We start from the raw sequence: 16,477 nt of genomic DNA, 5'->3' as shown, positions 1-16,477 counted from the left end.
GACACTCCCCCCTTGCGGCAAGCGCCATGCCCGGCGCCAGGCGCTGGTTTCAGGCGGCCGCGCTCGCCGGCAGCGTGGCGCCGGGGGCTGGCGCCAGCACCACGCGGTCGCGCCCTTCGGCCTTGGCCTGGTAGAGCGCGCGGTCGGCGCGCATCATGAGCCGCGACACCGGCTCCTCGGGCCGTGCACATGCGGCCACGCCCACGCTGGCTGTGAGCCTGATACTGCCGCCTTCCCATACGACTTCGAGCTCGGCCACCGCCTGGCGCACGCGCCGCGCCACCAGCTCGGCGCCCTCGCCCGGCGTATGCGGCAGCAGCAGGCAGAACTCCTCGCCGCCGAACCGTGCCACCCGATCGACCTGGCGCGCCACCTGGACGAGCGTCTGGGCCACCGCCTTGAGCACCGCGTCGCCGGCCGCATGCCCGAACGAATCGTTGACGCGCTTGAAGTGGTCGAGGTCGACCAGCAGCACCGCGAAGTGTTCGCCGAAGCGCAGCCAGCGGCGCTGTTCCGCCCGCAGCGCCTGCTCCATGGCCCGGCGGTTGAGCAGGCCGGTCAGGCTGTCGTGGCGCGACAGGTAGTTGAGCTTGCGCACCAGGCGCGACACCACCATGTAGGCCAGCGACACGTTGAACATGAGCGACAGGCCCACCAGCGACAGCAGCAGCGCCAGGTTGAAGTCGGTGCGCGAGGACACGCTGGTGCCCACTGCCTGCGGCATGCCCAGCACCAGCGCGGCCCGCACCGAGAACGCCACGCCGATCGCCAGCATCGGGCCGGAGACGATCCAGGCCGGCCAGCTGCCGAACTCGCTGCGGATCTGCCGTGCCGAACTCAGCCCCGCATTGACCATGATCCAGGCCACGGCCACCGACACCACCGAGGCGCGCAGGACGAACCACTCGGGCCCGAAGCCGACCACCGCATGCAGCGCCACCAGCGCCACGAGCAGCACCGCCTGCTCGCGGTCGCGCGAGGGCTGGTGCAGGAACACCGCGATGCCGCGCCGCACCAGCATCAGGGCGACGATGAAGCTCAGGTTGCCCAGGCCGCGTGCCAGCTCGCGGGGCACCACTTCGCCCAGGAAGCCCAGCAGCGGCGCCACTGCGCTCAGCAGGCAGAACCCCATCCAGTGGAAGGTGGCTGCGCGCGACAGTGCCAGCAACGACCCTGCCAGCCCCCACGCGACCGCGTACAGCGTCTGCTGCAGCGCGATCACGAAGAAGATGGTTTCGATGTCGGTCATCGGGCGTCCGCCGGGAAACGCGCCACTTTAGCCGCCTCGCCTTTCGCCCCGCCCGTCTGGCCGGGCGCCCCGATGCGCGGCCGGCGCCTTGCGGCCACAATGTCGAACCTCACGGCCGTGCGCCCGGGAATGCCGCCATGCTGATCGACTTCTTCTACACGCTGCGCTCGGCCAAGCTGCCGGTGTCCATCAAGGAATACCTCACGCTGCTCGAAGCGGTGAAGGCCGGCGTGATCGGCCCGTCGATCGACGAGTTCTACTACCTCGCCCGCACCTCGCTCGTGAAGGACGAGGCCAACTTCGACAAGTTCGACCGCGCCTTCGGGGTGTACTTCAAGGGCGTGGAGAGCATCGCCGACTTCACCCAGGACATCCCGCTCGAGTGGCTGCAGAAGAAGTTCGAGCTCGAGCTGAGCCCGGAGGAAAAGGCCGCCATCGAGAAGATGGGCTGGGACGAACTGATGGAGACGCTCAAGAAGCGTTTCGAGGAACAGAAGGAACGCCACGAAGGCGGCAACCGCATGATCGGCACCGGCGGCACCTCGCCGTTCGGCGCCTATGGCTACAACCCGCAGGGCATCCGCATCGGCCAGGACAAGGGACGCAACCGCAGCGCGGTGAAGGTGTGGGACCAGCGCGCCTACAAGGACTACGACGACACGCTCGAACTCGGCACGCGCAACATCAAGGTCGCGCTGCGCCGGCTGCGGCGCTTCGCGCGCGAAGGCGCCGCCGAGGAGCTCGACCTCGACGACACCATCCATTCGACGGCCGCCAATGCCGGCATGCTCGACATCAAGATGGTCCCGGAGCGCCACAACAAGGTGAAGGTGCTGCTGCTCATGGACGTGGGCGGCACGATGGACGAACACATCCACCGGGTCGAGGAGCTGTTCTCTGCCTGCAAGAGCGAGTTCAAGCACCTGGAGTTCTATTACTTCCACAACTGCGTCTACGACTTCATGTGGAAGAACAACCGGCGCCGCTTCTCTGAGAAGTTCCCGACCTGGGACGTGATCCGCAAGTACAACAAGGACTACAAGCTCATCTTCGTGGGCGACGCGACGATGAGCCCCTACGAGATCCTGCAGCCCGGCGGCAGCGTCGAATACAACAACGAGGAGCCGGGCGCGGAATGGCTGCAGCGGCTGACGAACGCATTCCCGAAGTACGCCTGGATCAACCCGGAGCCCCAGGGCGTATGGGGCTACCGGCAGAGCATCTCGATCATCCAGCAGCTGGTGAACCAGCGGATGTTCCCGCTGACCCTGGCGGGGCTGGAGGGCGCGATGCGGTTGTTGAGCAAGTAGCGGCGGCGCTTCGACACCCCGACCCTCATCCGCCGACGAACTGCCCATGCAGCCCCAGGGGCAGGCCGTAGGGCAGCCTCACCCGCGCCACCGGCCCGGCGCCCACGGCCTGTGCGTCGAACACCGAAAGCGCCGTGCGCTCGCTCGGCCAGTGGTAGGCCGTACCCAGCACCCACCCTTCGCCTTCGCGCGAGCGCGCCGGGCGCGCCACGAACAGGTGCTCCTCGGCGATCCAGCCATCGCCGTAGCCGAAGCGCTGCACGCGCTCCCCATGCAGGGTGAGCACCGTGTCCATGCCCGGCACCGCCGCATGCATGCGCGGGCTGCGCTGCAGCATCACGGCAAAGCGCGAGGGCCGGCCGCAAAGCCGCGGGTCGAAGCGCGGGAATTCCACGTCCGCCAGGCCATGCGCCTCGCGCACCGCGCGGCCCGAGGCCAGGTCGAGCCGCAGCGTCACCCACGAGGTGGGCGGCAAGGCATCGGCCGCCCCCGCCGCATCGACCCGCAGGCTGCGCATCAGCGGCAGGATCGCCGGCTGCTCGGCAAAGCCGAGCTGCACCGTGCCGCCCTGCTCCCAGGCATTGCCCAGGTGGAACACGCCGGTGCCCGGCAATTCGAAACGCCTGGCCACGCTGAAGTCCGACTTGTCGACCAGCATCGCGATCAGCGGCGCATCCGCGTCCCACCGGTAGCGCTCCAGGAAACTCGCATCGGCCGGGGCGTCGGCGCCCCGCTGGAAGCGCAGCGGCATCAGCAGGAACACCAGGTAGCGCTCGGTGGTCGCGAAGTCGTGGACCATGTCGGCCTGCGGCGCGGCCATCACATGCTGGCGCCGCAGCACGCCCGTCGGATCGATCTCGTACAGCACCAGGCGCCCGCTGCCGGGCAGGTAGCCGAAGCTCCAGACGGTGCCGTCCGGCTCCACGCGCGGATGCGCCGAGAACGGCAGCCCGCGGGTGTCGGGCGACCAGGCCTTGAAGCCCTTGGCGTCGAGCGTCTGAGGGTCGATCGACAGCGCCGAGCCGGCCTCCCACAAGGCATACAGGTCGCGCCCGCCGGCGGCGGCCAGCAGGTTGATGTTGGCCACGTTGAGCTGGTCCGGGCTCGTGACCGGGCGCTCGTCGGGCACACGGCTGCCGAAGCCCGGGTACAGCAGGCGGCCCGCGGCTTCCTCCTCCAGAAGCTTCGGCGTGGCGAGCAGCACACCACGGTGGGACACCTTGCCGCGGCCGTCGAAGCGGAAGGCCTGCACCATGCCATCGCCGTCGAACCAGTGGGTCAGCGTCACCGGCCCGAGCTGGCGGCGTGCCGGCCCGGCGCGGTAGAGCGTGCCGCGCAGCTCCGACGGCCAGCGCCCCTGCACCGGCAGGTCGCGCGTGTCGAGCGGCGGCTTGCGAGGGCCGTCATGAGGCGCGTAGCTGCTGCGCCAGGCGTGCTCGGCGGTGGCGGCCCCGGCCGGCAGGCCGGCGAGGCCCAGGCCGGCGGCGAGGCCGCCCTGCAACCATTGCCGGCGAGACAGGGGGTTGGAGTTCATGGCGCACCTCCCGATCAATCGGCTCGGCTGAGCTCGATGTTCACGCTGGCACCCTCTTCGCCGACGCGCACTGACGCGTCGGCGAACGACGGCGGCCCGAACGATGCCGGCTTGCCCGAGAACCCGTAGGGCTCGGTCGGCAGGCCCATCAGGTTGGCGTTGAGCTTGCCGTTGCCGTCGCGGTCGTGCACCACCGACACCGCATACAGGCCCGCGGCCAGGCCGCCGATCACCAGGCTCACGCGGCCCTCGGCGTCACGCTGCGTGGCCGGCACGAGGCGCGCCGCCACCGGCGCGCGGCCGGGAAAGCCCTCGGCCTTGTCGAACAGGCCCACCATCAACTGGCCGCCGTCGTGGTGCACGCCGGCGATGACGAGCTTCAGCTCGGCCGCCTGGGCACCGCCCCACGAGCTGGCCGCCGCCAGGCCGAGCGCTGCCGCGATCCGGTAAGTCTTGCCCTTCATTGCAGTCCTTTCGAAAGTGATGTGACGCCACTGTCGCCAGCCGGCGTCGCAACGACGAGCGGCATGCGACGAAACGCCGGCGAGCGGCGCGAATCGCCTCGATTCGGGCGCGGCATGCAGCCACGAGCGCGAGCACTGCGAGCTACACTGCCCAGCCTCATCGACCGCCCTGACTGACCGACTGCCTGCCTCACGCCGATGACCAGATCAATGCGCCCCTGGAGCGAGCGCGTAGCAGCCGCGGCCTTCGCGGGTCTTGTCGCAGTGGGTGCATCGGCACAGGACTCGTCCCCTGCTCCTGCCGCCGTCGACGACACCGCGACGGCGCCCGCCGGCCCCGTGAAGTGGGAGCTCCGGGTCGACGCCTCCGAACCGTTGCGCGCCATGCTGCTGCGCTACCTCGACGTGGCCCGCTTCCAGCGCGATGCCGGCACCGAAAGCATCACCCGCGCCGAGCTGGCACGGCTGGTCGCGGCCACGCCCGCGCAGGCACGCACGCTGATCGAGACCGAGGGCTACTTCGAGCCCGAGGTGAAGGCGGTGCTCGAAGACGGCTCGCCGCCGGTGGTGCGCATCGAAGTGCAGACCGGCCCGCAGGCCACCGTTCGGCGCCTGCGGCTCGAGGTGCAGGGCGAGCTGGCACAACGCGCCGAAGACGGCGAAGCCGGCGCCCGCTCGCTGCTCGACAGGGTCCAGGCCGAATGGGCCCTGCCCGTGGGCGCACCCTTTCGCCAGCCCGACTGGAACACTGCCAAGGGCGGCACGCTGGCCGCATTGCGCGCCGACGCCTACCCGCTGGCCACCTGGAGCGGCACGGTGGCCCAGGTCGATGCCGCCCAGAGCAGCGTCAACATCTTCGCGGTGGCCGACAGCGGCCCGCGCGTGCTGTTCGGCGACCTGCAGATCGAAGGCCTGTCGCGCTACCGCGAGAACACGATCCGCAACCTCTCGCCCATTTCGCCCGGCCAGCCCTACAGCGAAAAGGCCCTGCTCGACTTCCAGGAGCGCATCGCCAAGGCCGGCCTGTTCGACAGCGTCTCGGTGGCGGTGGAGCCCACCCTCGAGCAGGCCGACGCGGCCCCGGTGCAGGTACGGGTGCGCGAACTGCCCAAGCAGCAGGCCACGGTGGGCGTGGGCGTGAGCGCCGACACCGGCCCGCGGCTCACCTTCGAACACCTGCACCGCCGCCCGTTCGACCTCAACTGGCAGGCCAAGAGCAAGCTCGAGCTCGGCCGCGACAAGCAAGGCGTCGAGTTCGATTTCACCTCGCACCCCAAGCCGGGCTTCTATCGCAACCTCGCATCGTTCAGCGCCACGCGCGAGGAAGCCAGTGCGCTGGTCGTGACCAGCCAGAAGGCCCGCCTGGGCCGCACCCAGGACACCGAACGCATCGAGCGCCTGTACTACCTCGAGTGGCAGCGTGCCGTGGGCCGCTCGGCCGACCTGGTGGACCGGTCCATGGCGCTCACCGCCAACTATGAATGGGTCTGGCGCAACCTCGACAGCAACCTGCTGCCCACCCGGGGCGTGAGCCTGTCGGCCAAGGTCGGCGCGGGCCGCTCGTTCATGGTGTCGGGCGACCTCGACACCGGCTCCGGCTGGTTCTCGATCGGCAGCGGGCGCATCACCGGCTACTACCCGCTGGGTTCGTGGTACGGCCAGGCGCGGCTCGAAGCCGGCCAGGTGTTCGCGCGCAGCGACGTGTCCGTGCCCATCACGCTGCTGTTCCGTGCCGGTGGCGAGAACTCGGTGCGCGGCTACAACTACCAGTCGCTCGGCCCCACGGTCGACGGCGCCCAGGTGGGCGGCCGGGTCATGGCCACCACCAGCCTGGAGCTGGCGCGGCCGTTCTCGAAGAAGTCGCCCGCCTGGCTGGGCGCGGTGTTCGTCGACGCAGGCAACGCCGCCGAAGACTGGGACGGCATGAAGCTCGCGCTGGGCTATGGCGTGGGGGCGCGCTGGCGAAGCCCGGTCGGGCCGCTGGCCCTCGACCTGGCCTACGGGCACGAGACTCGCAAGTTCCGGCTGCACTTCAGCGTGGGCATCACGTTCTGATCACCGTCTGCCGATGACCGAAGCCTCCACAACGCCAGCCGCAGAAGCTCCAGCACCGGTCCGCCGCCGGCGCCGTAGCTGGCTGCTGGCGCTCGCGGCCACGCTGCTGCTCGCCATCGCCGGCCTCATCGGCGCGATCGTGTGGTCGGTCGGCAGCGAAACCGGCAGCCGGCTGCTGCTGTCGTGGCTGCCCGGCCTGCGCGTGGCAGCGCCTACGGGCGTGCTGGCCGGCGACTTCGCCGCCGAACGGGTGGAGCTGTCGCTGCCGCGCGGCGGCTCGCTGGTGCTCACGCAACTGCGCTGGCAGGGCCTGCGCTTCGAGCGCGACGCCGCCGCGCCCTGGTCGGTGCGGGTGGTGGTACGCAGCCTGGAGGCCGAACGCGGCGAGCTGCGCTGGGTCGCGGGGCCCCCTGCGGCCACGCCCAGCCCGCCGCCCGCCGCCCTGCAGCTGCCGCTGGGCGTCGAGATCGGCAGCCTGCGGCTGGGCGAGCTGCGCCTGGTGGGCAACAACATGGCCCCGGTGCGGGAGATCACCGCGGGGCTGTCGCTGGCCGGCGGCGCCGGCACCCACCGCATCGAGAAGCTCTCGCTGCTGTGGGACCGGCTGGCGCTGGCGGCCGACGCCAGGCTCGGCGCGGCGGCCCCCATGCCGCTCGACGCCCGGCTCGACGTGCGCAGCGTGCCCGCGCCGGCCGCGGCGGCGTCTTCCGTGGCCGGCGCGGCAGACGACACCCTGGCCCTGCCGCCGTGGGGGGCGAGCCTGCTGGCCCGCGGCCCGCTGCTGCGTTTTTCGCTGCAGGCCGCCTTGCGCGCGCAGGACCAGACGCTCGACGCCAGTGCCGAGGTCACGCCGTTCGCACCGCTGCCGGTGAGCCAGGTGGATGCCCGCACCCGCGAGCTCAACCTCGCCGCGCTTTCGTCGCATGCGCCGCGCACCGCGCTCACCGGCTCGCTGCTCGGCCGCCTGGAGCCGCCGCGCAACGCCGCCGACGGCCGGCAGAGCCAGCCGCTGCAGCTGCAGGCGAGCTTCGACAACAACGCCGCCGGCCGCTGGGACGAAGGCCGGCTGCCGGTGCGCAAGCTGCGCGCCGAAGCCCGCAGCGACGTACGCCGGCCGCAGCAGGGGGAGCTGCGCATCGAGACGTTGGAACTCGGCAGCACGGCACAGGCCGCCGGCAGCCTGCAGGGCAGCGGCCGCTGGGACGGGCAGGCCTGGAGCCTCACCACCAACCTGCACAACATCGCGCCGGCCGGCCTGCATGCCCGTGCGCCGGCGGTGCTGTTCGGTGGCCCGATCGCGATCGATGGCACCGGCGGCCTGCCACTGCCGGCCGCGCCTGCATCGGCCGCCTCCGCGGCGGCTCCCGCAGCACTGGCCATGGACCTGCGCGCCGCCCTCAACGGCCGCCTGCTGGCCAGGGCCGGCAGCCCGGCACTCGGCGGGCCGCTGGCCCTGCAGGTCGACGCCGCCTACAAGCCCGGCCAGGTGAGCGTTCGCAAGTTCGAAGCCAGCGCGGCCGGTGCCCAGGCGCGCCTGCAGGGCGAAGGCACCCGCTCCGCAGCTGCAGGCAAGCCAGGCCAGTGGCAACTGAAGGGCGAGGCCGCGATCGAGAACTTCGACCCGCGCCCGTGGTGGCCTGAGGCCACCGCGCCGGCGCCTGCCCCCAGGCAGCCCGGCCGCACGGCCGACAAGTCGCGGCAGGCGACCCAGGCGGCCGTGGCAGCCCCCCGCCTCAACGCCGACGCCAGCTTCGACCTGGTGGTACCCGAACGCGCGAACGCCAACCCCAAGGCCGGCAGCACGGCAGGCTGGCTGGCCACCTGGCGCGGCCAGGCGCGTGCCACGCTGCGCGACAGCCACCTGGCCGGCGTGCCGCTGACCGGCGAACTTTCGCTGACCACCGACACCGCGGCGCGACAGGTGCTCACCAACGCCCTGCTGGAGGCCGGCGGCAACCGGGTGGCGTTGAAGGGCACGCTCGACGCCGCCTCGCCGGAAGGCCGGGGCGACCGCTGGACGCTGGAGACGCGCGCCCCGACGCTGACGACGCTGGCGCCGCTGCTGCGGCTGGTCTCGCCGGCCGCCACCGTCAGCGGCTCGCTCGAAGCCCAGGCCGAGGTGCAGGGCCGCTGGCCCAGCCTCACCACCCGCGGCGACCTCAAGGGCAACGCCTTCAGCGGCTTCGGCATCGCCGCGCAGACGCTGCAGGCCCGCTGGACGCTGGGCACCTCGCCGGAGGACGACATGGCGCTGCAGGCCGAAGCGCGCCAGATCGCCCTCAACGGCCAGGGCATCGACCTGCTGCAGGCGCAGCTGCAGGGCAGCGGCCGCGCGCACCGGGCCAGCCTGCGCGCCGAGCTGCCGCCGGTGCGCCCCACGGGCGCGGGAAACGGCCGGGCCGGCGCCGTCGATGCCATGGGCGCCCAACGGCTGGTGGCACAGGCCGAAGCGGAGGGCGGCTGGAGCCGGGACGAGGCGACCGCGACGCTCGGCTGGCGCGGCCGGGTGCAGCGCCTCGAGGTGCGGCCGGCCGCCGCGACGCAATCGCCCTGGCTGCGCGCCGAACCGTTCGACCTGTCCTGGGCGAGCGGTCAGCAGGGCCAGCGGGCCAGCGTGTCGCCCACGCGGGTGACGCTGCTCGATGCGGCGCTGCGCGTGCGCCGGCTCGAATGGGCGCGGCAGCCGCAGCAGCCGACCTTCCTGCAGGTGCAAGGCGAGCTCGAGCCGCTGAGCGTGGCGCCGCTGCTGGCGCGCCTGCAGCCCGACTTCGGATGGGCGGGCGACCTCACCGTGGCCGGCCGCATGGAGCTGCGCAGCAGCGCGCAGGACGGCTTCCATGCCGATGCGGTGCTCGAACGCACCGCCGGCGACCTGAGCGTGGTGGAGCCCGCGCTGCAGCACGGCGGCGTGCAGCGGCTCGGCCTGTCCGGCATGCGGCTCGCCTTCAGCGCCCGCGAGGGCGTGTGGCGCTTCACCCAGCAGTTGGCCGGCAGCAACCTGGGCCAGCTGAGCGGCGAGCAGACGGTTCGCACCCGCCGCGACGCCACCTGGCCGGATGCCGAGGCGCCGATCGACGGCCAGCTCGACGTGCGGGTCGACAACTTGTCCACCTGGGGAGCCTGGGTGCCGGCGGGCTGGCGGCTGTCGGGCCAGTTGGCCACGCAGGCCCGGGTCGGCGGCCGTTTCGGCGCGCGCGAATACACCGGCCGGCTGTCCGGCAGCCGCATCGGCGTGCGCAACGTGCTGGCCGGCGTCAACGTGTCCGACGGCGAGCTCGACGTGGCGCTGCAGGGCGAAACCGCCACCATCCACCGCTTCAGCGTGCGCGGCGGCGAGGGCACGGCGCGGCTTGAGGGCGGCGCGGTGTTCGGCGCCAGGCCGCGTGCCGAGCTGAAGCTCGCGGCCGAGCGCTTCGCGGTGCTCTCACGGGTGGACCGGCGTGTGGTGGCCAGCGGCCAGGCCCAGCTGGTGCTCGAGCAGGACGCCATCAAGCTCGACGGCCGCCTGGCCGCCGACGAAGGCCTGATCGACATCTCGCGCGGCGACGCACCCAACCTGTCGGACGACGTGGTGGTGGTACGGCGCGGCGAGACGGCGGCCGAGGTGAGCCTGGAGCCGCAGCCCACGCGGCTGCGCAACACCTCGCTGAACGTGCGGGTGGACCTGGGGCAGAACTTCCGCCTGCGCGGCCGCGGCATCGACACGCTGCTGCGCGGCGACCTCACCCTCACCTCGCCCGGCGGCCTGCTGGCGGTGAACGGCACCATCCGCACCGAAGGCGGCACCTACGCCGCCTATGCGCAGAAGCTTTCGATCGAGCGCGGTGTCATCGCCTTCACCGGCCCGATCGAGAACGCACGCATGGACATCCTCGCGCTGCGCCCGCCGTCGGCCACGGCGATCGACAGCGACGTGAAGGTGGGCGTGGCCATCACCGGCACCACCCAGAACCCGCGCATCCGCCTGTATGCGGAGCCCGAGATGGCTGACACCGACAAGCTCTCGTGGCTGGTGCTCGGCCGCGCGCCCGACAGCCTGGGCCGCAACGAGGCGGCGCTGCTGCAGCAGGCCGCGCTCGCGCTGCTGTCCGGCGAAGGCGAAGGCCCGACCGGCAATTTCCTGCAGGCGATCGGGCTCGACGAGCTGTCGCTGCGGCAGCAGGAAGAAGGCAACGTGCGCGAGACGGTGGTGTCGCTCGGCAAGCAGATCAGCCAGCGCTGGTACGTGGGCTACGAGCGCAGCCTCTCGGCCACCACCGGCAACTGGCAGCTCATCTACCGCGCCGCGCAGCGCTTCACCGTGCGAGCACAGTCGGGCGCCGAAACCTCCATCGACGCCATCTGGACCTGGCGCTGGAACTGACCCCATCAGTACACTGCGGCGATGAACCCAGAGGTCCCCGCTCCGGTGCGCGCCTTGCAGCTGGCAAGGCTCTGGACCGTGAGCGAGCCCGGCTGGACCGAAGCGCTGCTCGGCCTGCAGCGGCAGCTCGAAGGCGGAACCGTCGGTGCCGAGCTGGCCGTGCTCACCGGGGCCACCTGGCTGCCGGTGGCCATGGGCGGTCGCATCGGGCACATGCGGTTCGACCCGGATGCCGGCGCGAGCGGCGGCAGCAGCGCTGGCGCCAGCGAATATGCCTACCTGCCGCGCGAGGGAGAAGCAGTGGCCGCGCGCGACCCAGTGCCGCTGCGGCCGCTGCCGCCGCAGCAGATGCGCCGGCAGCTCGAAGCGGCCCTGGCCGAGTGGCCCGAGATCATCGACACCGACCCGCCGCTGCGGCCGCGCCTGGTGCGGCTCGCCCGCGACGGCGTACTGCCGCTGGGCGAGAGCCTCGGGGCGGCGCTGGCCGAAGCCGCCAGCGTGAGCGGCGATGCACCGGCGCGTGCGCGACTCGAGCAATGGCTCGAACATGCGCTGCGCGACTACCGCGGCTTCGAGCTGGGCGGCCACGACGTCGGCAACGGCCTGCTGGCGGTGCGCGTGCTCGGCGCCGTGCTGCCGCTCGAGGCCATGCGCAGCAGCCGCAACGCCGTGCCACGGCAGAAGCTGCTGCAGGCGGTGCTGCACAACAGTCGCGGCAGCACCGCGCTCGACCTGACGCAGCGGCTGTGCCGCGAGGTGCTGCGCACCGGCGGCGCCACCACCCTGCTCGCACTGGCCGACAGCCTGCAGGCGGCCTGCACCAGCGGCTTCGACCAGGCCAAGCAGGTAGGCCTGGAGGACCCGAGCACCGACCCTGAGGAGCTGATGCGGCGCGTGCTGGTGGAGCCCCATCTCATGCTGAGCCTGTGGGACCGGCTGCACGAGGCGCTGCACCTGCTCGCCCCGCAGATGCAGGCCGGCGCGCTGCTGCTGCGCACGCTCACCGAACCGGCCGCCGCCGAGCTGGGCGCCGACACCACGCTGCGGCTGCGCCAGTCGCTGCTGCGCCTCGAGGAGCTCGGCGCCACCGTGCTCAACTCGCTGCTGCAGGCGGTGGACATGCAGCAGCCGGCCCGGCGCGCGCATCATGTGGAGCGCATCCGCCGCGAGCGGCAGCGGCACGGCGAGCCGGCAGCCCGGCATGCGCTGCGGCAGCTGATCGAGCAGCAGGCGCTGTTTCCGCGGGCGCTGCGGCTGGCGCTCAACGAAGCATCGAGGGCATAGCGGCCGCCGTGCCCGTCGACGCCTCCGTCTCCTCGGGCCCCCGCCCGCCCCTCACCATCGCGGCGGCGCTCGGCATGCTCGAGGACGCGGGCGCACGTTCCGCCCTCCTCGTCGAGGGCTGGAGCGACGAAGCCGCGCTGGAAGCGCTGGCCCGGCGCCGCGGCTGGCGACTGCCTGCCGAAGGCGTCGTCATCGTGCCGATCGGCGGCGTCACCAACCTCGGCAAGTTCGTGCAGGCGCTGGGGCCTGCCGGCCTGGACCTCAGGCTGGCCGGCCTGTACGACGCCGGCGAAGCGCAGCATGTGCAGCGCGCGCTGCGGCAGCAGCTGGCACCCGATGCCGCGCTGACACCGGCCACCGTGGAGGCGCTGGGCTTCTTCGCCTGCGATGCAGACCTGGAGGACGAGCTGATTCGCGCGCTCGGCAGCGCCGCCGTCGAGCGGGTGCTGGCGGCCGAAGGCGAGCTCGAATCGTTCCGCCGCTTCCAGAGCCAGCCGGACCAGAGAGGCCGCGACTCGCGGGCCCAGCTGCGCCGCTTCATGGGCACCCGCGCAGGCCGCAAGATCCGCTACGGCTCGCTGCTGGTCGAGGCGCTCGCGCCGGGGCAGGTGCCTCGCGCCCTCGAATGCGTGCTGGCACACGCACGCTCCGCTTGAGTCCTTCGCGCCTACGGGCGCCGCTTCGCGCGGCCGGCTGCAGCGGGCCGCAGGCGCACACACACTCGCATCAACACAGCCTCGAGCGCCATGACACTTGCCAGGATCGCACCCGTGTGCCCGGTGCCGGGCGGACACCCCGACCACCGCGGGAACGACTCCCGTGACGACGACGACACAAGGAACGCCGGCCCTTCACCGGTGCTGGATGCCGAACTGGTGCGTCGCTTCCACGCGCTGATCGAGGAAGTGACTGACCAGCTGATGCAAAGCCCGCATCAGGATCGCAACACCTGCCGCGCCGACGCGATCACGCTGCTGATCGCGACCAGCGAGCAGGTCGACGACACAACAGAGCCGGGCGAGAGCCCGTTGATGTACCTGCTGCTGGAAGAGCGGCAGAAGGCCGCGGCGGCCCTGGCGGCGACCGAGCCGCCCGGCCGCGCATCCGCCTTCCTGAGAGCCTGAAAAGGAGATTGCCGTGACCATCAATGGCATCAGAAGCCCGGCAAGTGCGACCGCTGCGCCACCCTTGGCCGCCGTGTCCGCAGGCGAGGCTGGAACGCAGGCGATCCGCACGCCGGGCCTGGTCGTCGGCGGCACCGCCGACCCGCTCGAGCGGCTGCCGCATCGCGCCAGTGAAGCGGCGGTGCCGCAGCCCCGCATCGCACTGGCCCGGCTCGGCGCTGCCCGTCCGGAGGCCGGCGTCGGCGCGCTGTCCGAGGCCGTGCAGGCCCTCGCAGCCAGGGTAGGCAGCGAAGTGGCCGGCGGTCAGGTGGCCTTGCACGGCCAGCATTCGCAGGCCGTGATCAAGGCAGCCACGACGGTTGCGGCCGTCGGGCTGTTGGCGCTGTCGAAGGATCTGTTCGCGCGGCGATAGCTCCGGTTCTTGGCGGCCTGCGTGAGCGTCGTGGCCGCAGCGATCGATTGGGGATGGCGTCGCCGCGGGCGGCTTGGGTATCGTCGCCCCTCCGCGGCCGGCGGCGGCCGGGCTCACGCATGCATGTCTCAATGCCCAACTTCCTTCAACGCTGGCTCGGCGGCGGCGATCGAGCGCCCGTCTGGGACCTGGCCGACTATCCGCCTTTCGAGCTGCCGCATCCCGGCTCGGGAAGGCGGCTGAGCGAATCGCAGGCGCAGGAGAACTGGGCGTACTCGCAGGCGACGCTCGCCGGGCGACAGGCGCTGCTGCGCGGCTGGCTGCTCGCGCACGACGGGCCTGATCCCGGCGCCTTGACCGGCGTCGCCTACGCCAGGGCGCTGAAGGCCTGGGCGCTCGCGCACTGGCCGCGCCTGCCGGCGCACGACCGCCTGCCGGAGCACGCGCCCTGGCCGGACTGTCGTCGAGACGGCCCCTTCATCGTCTACAGCCTGCTCGGCGACCTGGCCGCCAGCCTGGGCGAGGCGATCCGGCAGTGCAACGGCCATTGGCGCTGGGGCCTGAACCTCGACGCCATCGACCTGGCGGACGACATGGCGACCTCGCGCCGCGTCGTGCTGCTGGCCGCGCTGCGCCACCCGACTCCCGAGGCGCAGGAACTGGTGCTGGACCCGGAGGCCTGGGTGTTCGCGGCCCATCGCTTCCCGAACGCGGTCGACTTCCGGCTGCGCGACGCGTGGTCGGACGCCGTCGCGGATGCGATCGCGGCAGACCATGGCGGCTGAAGCACGCGACGTCGGCGGTCCGCGCGATCTGCCGAAGGACTTGCAGGCTGCGCTCGACCGCGCATGGCCAGGCTGCGTCGAAGCCCAGCGCCGCTGCCTGCTGGGTCCGGCGAGCCGTTTCGGCCTGCAGAGGGTGTGGCCGGGCTGGACCTGGCTTTGGCGACCCACGTGCCACTGGTGGCGGCCAGGCGCGAAAGCGCATCGGGAAATCTTCGAGGCGCATTTCCGCGCGCCGTGCAGCGACGTGCTGCAGTCGCTGCCGACGCTGCTCTTCGACCCGGGCCAGCCGTTTTTCGAGACGCCGTGGACGCGGGCCGACGTCGTGCTGCGCAGCGCCGCGCCCGAAGCCTTCAGCGACGCCGAGTTCTGGGCGATCACGATGCAGCTCTTCGGCGGCGACGTGGAAGCGGCCGCAGCGCAGGCTCGGCAATGGGCGAGCGACCTGGCGCGCCGCGGGATCGCGGGGCGGGGCCACCGCCGCGATGTGTGGTGGAGCGGGCAGGTAGGGCTGCTGGAGGCGTCGGCGACAGGCACCTACCTGTAGGGCAATCCCTTCACCGCTTGAGCGCCACCAGCCCCGAAGGACCGATCCCCACGCGCTCCGGCGGCATGCCGAGCATGCGCGTGAGCGTCTCCCCGCCCTGCGTGCGCATGCGCTGCTTCAGCTCGTCGGCCGCCGGGCCGCGCGGGCTGCGCTGCCAGGTGATCTGGCTGCTGGCGAGGATCATCCCGGCGATGGCGAGTTGCTCGTAGGTCGTGCCGCGCTCCTGCGCCGTCAGCGAGGGCAGTGCGCTGCCCACGACCTGCCGCATCTGCGCGACCAGCGGCAGGTAGTGCTCGTCTGGGAAGGGTCTATTGTTGTAGGCCATCCAGGCCCCCGCGATGCAGCTCGCGAGGGCCACGCCCAGGTCGCCCGAAGGCAGGTCGAACTTCCGGATGACCTGCTCGTGGTAGTCGAAGGCCTGGCGATAGGCCGCCTGGCCCGCGCCGGCTTCCTCCTTGGGCAGGCGGCGGGCCAGTTCCGTCGCGGCCGCGCCGGTCGGCCGGGCCAGGGGCAGCGAGGCGGCAGCGGCCTTCTTCTTCGCCTTCTGCTGCTCCTCGTGGCGGTCCCAGTGATGCAGCGTCTTGTTCAGCCGCTCGTGCATCAGCTGGTTCATGATGACGTTCAGCGAGACGCTGGACGGAATCTCGTAGGCGTTGACGAAGCCCTGCGCGGCACAGGAAAGGGCACCCGTGAGGAGCGCCAGGCCGGCGATTACCTGCGGAAGTCGCAGCACGTTCGGTCTCCAGGAAATTGACGCAGGCGAGTGTCGGAGAAACCCGCGCGCGACGGCATCCCTAGGCGTTGCGTGCTCGTTCAACACTCTCTCAAACGGGACATTTGCGGCATCGGGCCGACTACTTCCGAACCCATCGAGCGCACAAGCACCAGCAAGCGCGTCGGCGGCGCGGCACTTGCAGGGCCATGCAAGCGGGTTGCGAATCAACATTCCCGATCGATGAGCTGAACGCCGCGGGGTGAAGCGTCCACACACGCCCGAGGCAGGCCCCACCTGGTAACGGTTTGTTCAAAAGCTGAAAACCCGCACACCGGCATGTCTTCGTCGTTGCTTGGTCGCGACTTCGGTGGCACGCGTTGCTACCGTGCGGCAACCCAAAACCGGAGTGCCGCGAAGTGAACGAGTCCAAGAAATTCGCACAGGCCGCCAACCAAGACCAGGTGAACGACCAACTGCCCGACCGGGCACGGCGCTCGCTCTCCCTGGGCCTCGGCCTGTTGCCGATGTTCCCTATGCTGCCGGGATGCGGCGCGGGCTCGGACGAGATCGGCCCGTCCGGACTGTCGGTGCTGGGAAAGGAAAACAGCTCCGCCTCCGCGCCCGCCTCGGAGACCGGC

At 71.8% G+C, this 16,477-nt stretch carries 14 protein-coding genes; 10 read left to right on the top strand and 4 right to left on the bottom strand.

What is annotated here, in order from left to right:
- Positions 1-49: 49 nt before the first annotated feature.
- Positions 50-1,249 carry a GGDEF domain-containing protein gene (locus E8D38_RS14150; RefSeq protein ID WP_140631637.1) on the bottom strand — a complete coding sequence of 400 codons (1,200 nt, stop codon included), beginning with the start codon at positions 1,247-1,249 and terminating at the stop codon, positions 50-52.
- A 137-nt stretch (positions 1,250-1,386) separates the two neighbouring features.
- On the opposite strand from E8D38_RS14150, the gene E8D38_RS14145 reads away from it, so the two are divergent.
- Positions 1,387-2,559, top strand: coding sequence for a vWA domain-containing protein (locus E8D38_RS14145; RefSeq protein WP_140631635.1), 1,173 nt, complete (start codon positions 1,387-1,389; stop codon positions 2,557-2,559).
- Positions 2,560-2,584: 25 nt separating this feature from the next.
- Here the strand turns inward: E8D38_RS14145 and E8D38_RS14140 are convergent, their stop codons facing one another.
- Both E8D38_RS14140 and E8D38_RS14135 read right to left on the bottom strand, forming a co-directional pair.
- Positions 2,585-4,093 (bottom strand): carotenoid oxygenase family protein, encoded by a 1,509-nt coding sequence (locus tag E8D38_RS14140; protein ID WP_140631632.1) that lies wholly within the window; start codon positions 4,091-4,093, stop codon positions 2,585-2,587.
- Positions 4,094-4,107: 14 nt separating this feature from the next.
- Positions 4,108-4,557: a DUF2141 domain-containing protein gene (locus E8D38_RS14135; RefSeq protein WP_140631628.1), complete on the bottom strand. Its 450-nt coding sequence runs from the start codon at positions 4,555-4,557 to the stop codon at positions 4,108-4,110.
- Between the two features lie 198 nt (positions 4,558-4,755).
- Between E8D38_RS14135 and E8D38_RS14130 the strand changes: the two genes are divergently transcribed.
- From E8D38_RS14130 to E8D38_RS14095, 8 genes are all read left to right on the top strand, one after another.
- Positions 4,756-6,612, top strand: a complete 1,857-nt coding sequence (locus E8D38_RS14130) for an autotransporter assembly complex protein TamA (RefSeq protein ID WP_140631626.1) — start codon at positions 4,756-4,758, stop codon at positions 6,610-6,612.
- A gap of 13 nt (positions 6,613-6,625) precedes the next feature.
- Entirely contained in the window at positions 6,626-10,975 is a 4,350-nt protein-coding gene (locus E8D38_RS14125) for a translocation/assembly module TamB domain-containing protein (protein WP_140631624.1), read from the top strand.
- A gap of 21 nt (positions 10,976-10,996) precedes the next feature.
- On the top strand, positions 10,997-12,259 hold the full coding sequence (locus tag E8D38_RS14120; protein ID WP_140631621.1) for a hypothetical protein: 1,263 nt from the start codon (positions 10,997-10,999) through the stop codon (positions 12,257-12,259).
- A gap of 8 nt (positions 12,260-12,267) precedes the next feature.
- Positions 12,268-12,915 (top strand): TOPRIM nucleotidyl transferase/hydrolase domain-containing protein, encoded by a 648-nt coding sequence (locus E8D38_RS14115; RefSeq protein ID WP_140631619.1) that lies wholly within the window; start codon positions 12,268-12,270, stop codon positions 12,913-12,915.
- A gap of 90 nt (positions 12,916-13,005) precedes the next feature.
- On the top strand, positions 13,006-13,383 hold the full coding sequence (locus E8D38_RS14110) for a hypothetical protein (protein ID WP_140631617.1): 378 nt from the start codon (positions 13,006-13,008) through the stop codon (positions 13,381-13,383).
- A 13-nt stretch (positions 13,384-13,396) separates the two neighbouring features.
- Complete coding sequence (locus E8D38_RS14105) at positions 13,397-13,795, top strand: hypothetical protein (RefSeq protein ID WP_140631614.1); 399 nt, start codon at positions 13,397-13,399, stop codon at positions 13,793-13,795.
- Between the two features lie 131 nt (positions 13,796-13,926).
- A complete protein-coding gene (locus E8D38_RS14100) occupies positions 13,927-14,580 on the top strand; it encodes a hypothetical protein (RefSeq protein WP_140631610.1) in 654 nt (217 codons plus the stop codon).
- On the top strand, positions 14,570-15,124 hold the full coding sequence (locus tag E8D38_RS14095; protein ID WP_140631607.1) for a hypothetical protein: 555 nt from the start codon (positions 14,570-14,572) through the stop codon (positions 15,122-15,124). Before E8D38_RS14100 ends, E8D38_RS14095 begins: the two co-directional genes overlap by 11 nt.
- A 10-nt stretch (positions 15,125-15,134) precedes the next feature.
- Here the strand turns inward: E8D38_RS14095 and E8D38_RS14090 are convergent, their stop codons facing one another.
- Positions 15,135-15,857: a DUF6683 family protein gene (locus E8D38_RS14090; protein WP_140631604.1), complete on the bottom strand. Its 723-nt coding sequence runs from the start codon at positions 15,855-15,857 to the stop codon at positions 15,135-15,137.
- A gap of 398 nt (positions 15,858-16,255) precedes the next feature.
- Between E8D38_RS14090 and E8D38_RS14085 the strand changes: the two genes are divergently transcribed.
- Positions 16,256-16,477, top strand: a 222-nt coding sequence (locus E8D38_RS14085) for a hypothetical protein (RefSeq protein ID WP_140631600.1), incomplete at its 3' end; no start/stop codon positions are given.

Origin of the sequence: Methylibium rhizosphaerae (assembly GCF_006386545.1) — a bacterium.
GTDB classification, from domain to species: domain Bacteria; phylum Pseudomonadota; class Gammaproteobacteria; order Burkholderiales; family Burkholderiaceae_C; genus Pseudorivibacter; species Pseudorivibacter rhizosphaerae.
This window is presented reverse-complemented; position numbering and strand designations above follow the sequence as displayed.

What these genes read in the sequence shown, in the direction of transcription:
- E8D38_RS14150 (WP_140631637.1), bottom strand. Translation starts at nt 1,249, where the DNA reads ATGACCGACATCGAAACCATCTTCTTCGTGATCGCGCTGCAGCAGACG.
- E8D38_RS14145 (WP_140631635.1), top strand. Translation starts at nt 1,387, where the DNA reads ATGCTGATCGACTTCTTCTACACGCTGCGCTCGGCCAAGCTGCCGGTG.
- E8D38_RS14140 (WP_140631632.1), bottom strand. Translation starts at nt 4,093, where the DNA reads ATGAACTCCAACCCCCTGTCTCGCCGGCAATGGTTGCAGGGCGGCCTC.
- E8D38_RS14135 (WP_140631628.1), bottom strand. Translation starts at nt 4,557, where the DNA reads ATGAAGGGCAAGACTTACCGGATCGCGGCAGCGCTCGGCCTGGCGGCG.
- E8D38_RS14130 (WP_140631626.1), top strand. Translation starts at nt 4,756, where the DNA reads ATGACCAGATCAATGCGCCCCTGGAGCGAGCGCGTAGCAGCCGCGGCC.
- E8D38_RS14125 (WP_140631624.1), top strand. Translation starts at nt 6,626, where the DNA reads ATGACCGAAGCCTCCACAACGCCAGCCGCAGAAGCTCCAGCACCGGTC.
- E8D38_RS14120 (WP_140631621.1), top strand. Translation starts at nt 10,997, where the DNA reads ATGAACCCAGAGGTCCCCGCTCCGGTGCGCGCCTTGCAGCTGGCAAGG.
- E8D38_RS14110 (WP_140631617.1), top strand. Translation starts at nt 13,006, where the DNA reads ATGACACTTGCCAGGATCGCACCCGTGTGCCCGGTGCCGGGCGGACAC.
- E8D38_RS14100 (WP_140631610.1), top strand. Translation starts at nt 13,927, where the DNA reads ATGCCCAACTTCCTTCAACGCTGGCTCGGCGGCGGCGATCGAGCGCCC.
- E8D38_RS14095 (WP_140631607.1), top strand. Translation starts at nt 14,570, where the DNA reads ATGGCGGCTGAAGCACGCGACGTCGGCGGTCCGCGCGATCTGCCGAAG.